This window comes from Bacteriovorax sp. DB6_IX, assembly GCF_000447775.1.
Classification (GTDB): Bacteria; Bdellovibrionota; Bacteriovoracia; order Bacteriovoracales; family Bacteriovoracaceae; genus Halobacteriovorax_A.
The window spans coordinates 1-277 of record NZ_AUNJ01000446.1 but is presented as its reverse complement, the minus strand read 5'-3'; the positions used below and the strand labels follow the sequence as shown (position 1 = coordinate 277).

1 protein-coding gene is annotated in these 277 nt (G+C 33.9%); it reads right to left on the bottom strand.

Features of this window, described 5'->3' with window-relative positions:
* Nucleotides 1-28: 28 nt before the first annotated feature.
* Nucleotides 29-277, bottom strand: a 249-nt coding sequence (locus M901_RS13815; RefSeq protein WP_034722360.1) for a hypothetical protein, incomplete at its 5' end; no start/stop codon positions are given.

The window sequence follows — 277 nt, the reverse complement described above, 5'->3', positions numbered from 1 at the left end:
AAAAAGGACCTAAACTAGGTCCTTTTATTTATTTAAGAATTTCTATTGCTTTCTTTATCCATCCACTCGAGTCATTTTTATAGTCTTCAAAAGTTTCAACATATTCGATATCAGCAATGACTGGTCTGTTTTCGCTATTAAGCTCATAGGCCGAATCTTCACCAAAAACAATTGTGTCATCACTACCAGGGTATCCAAATAGAGAGTTCGGAATATTAGTTCTAAAGATATGGAAACGATCTTCAAAGTTTGTTGAAAGCTTATCGTTAGACCAGTA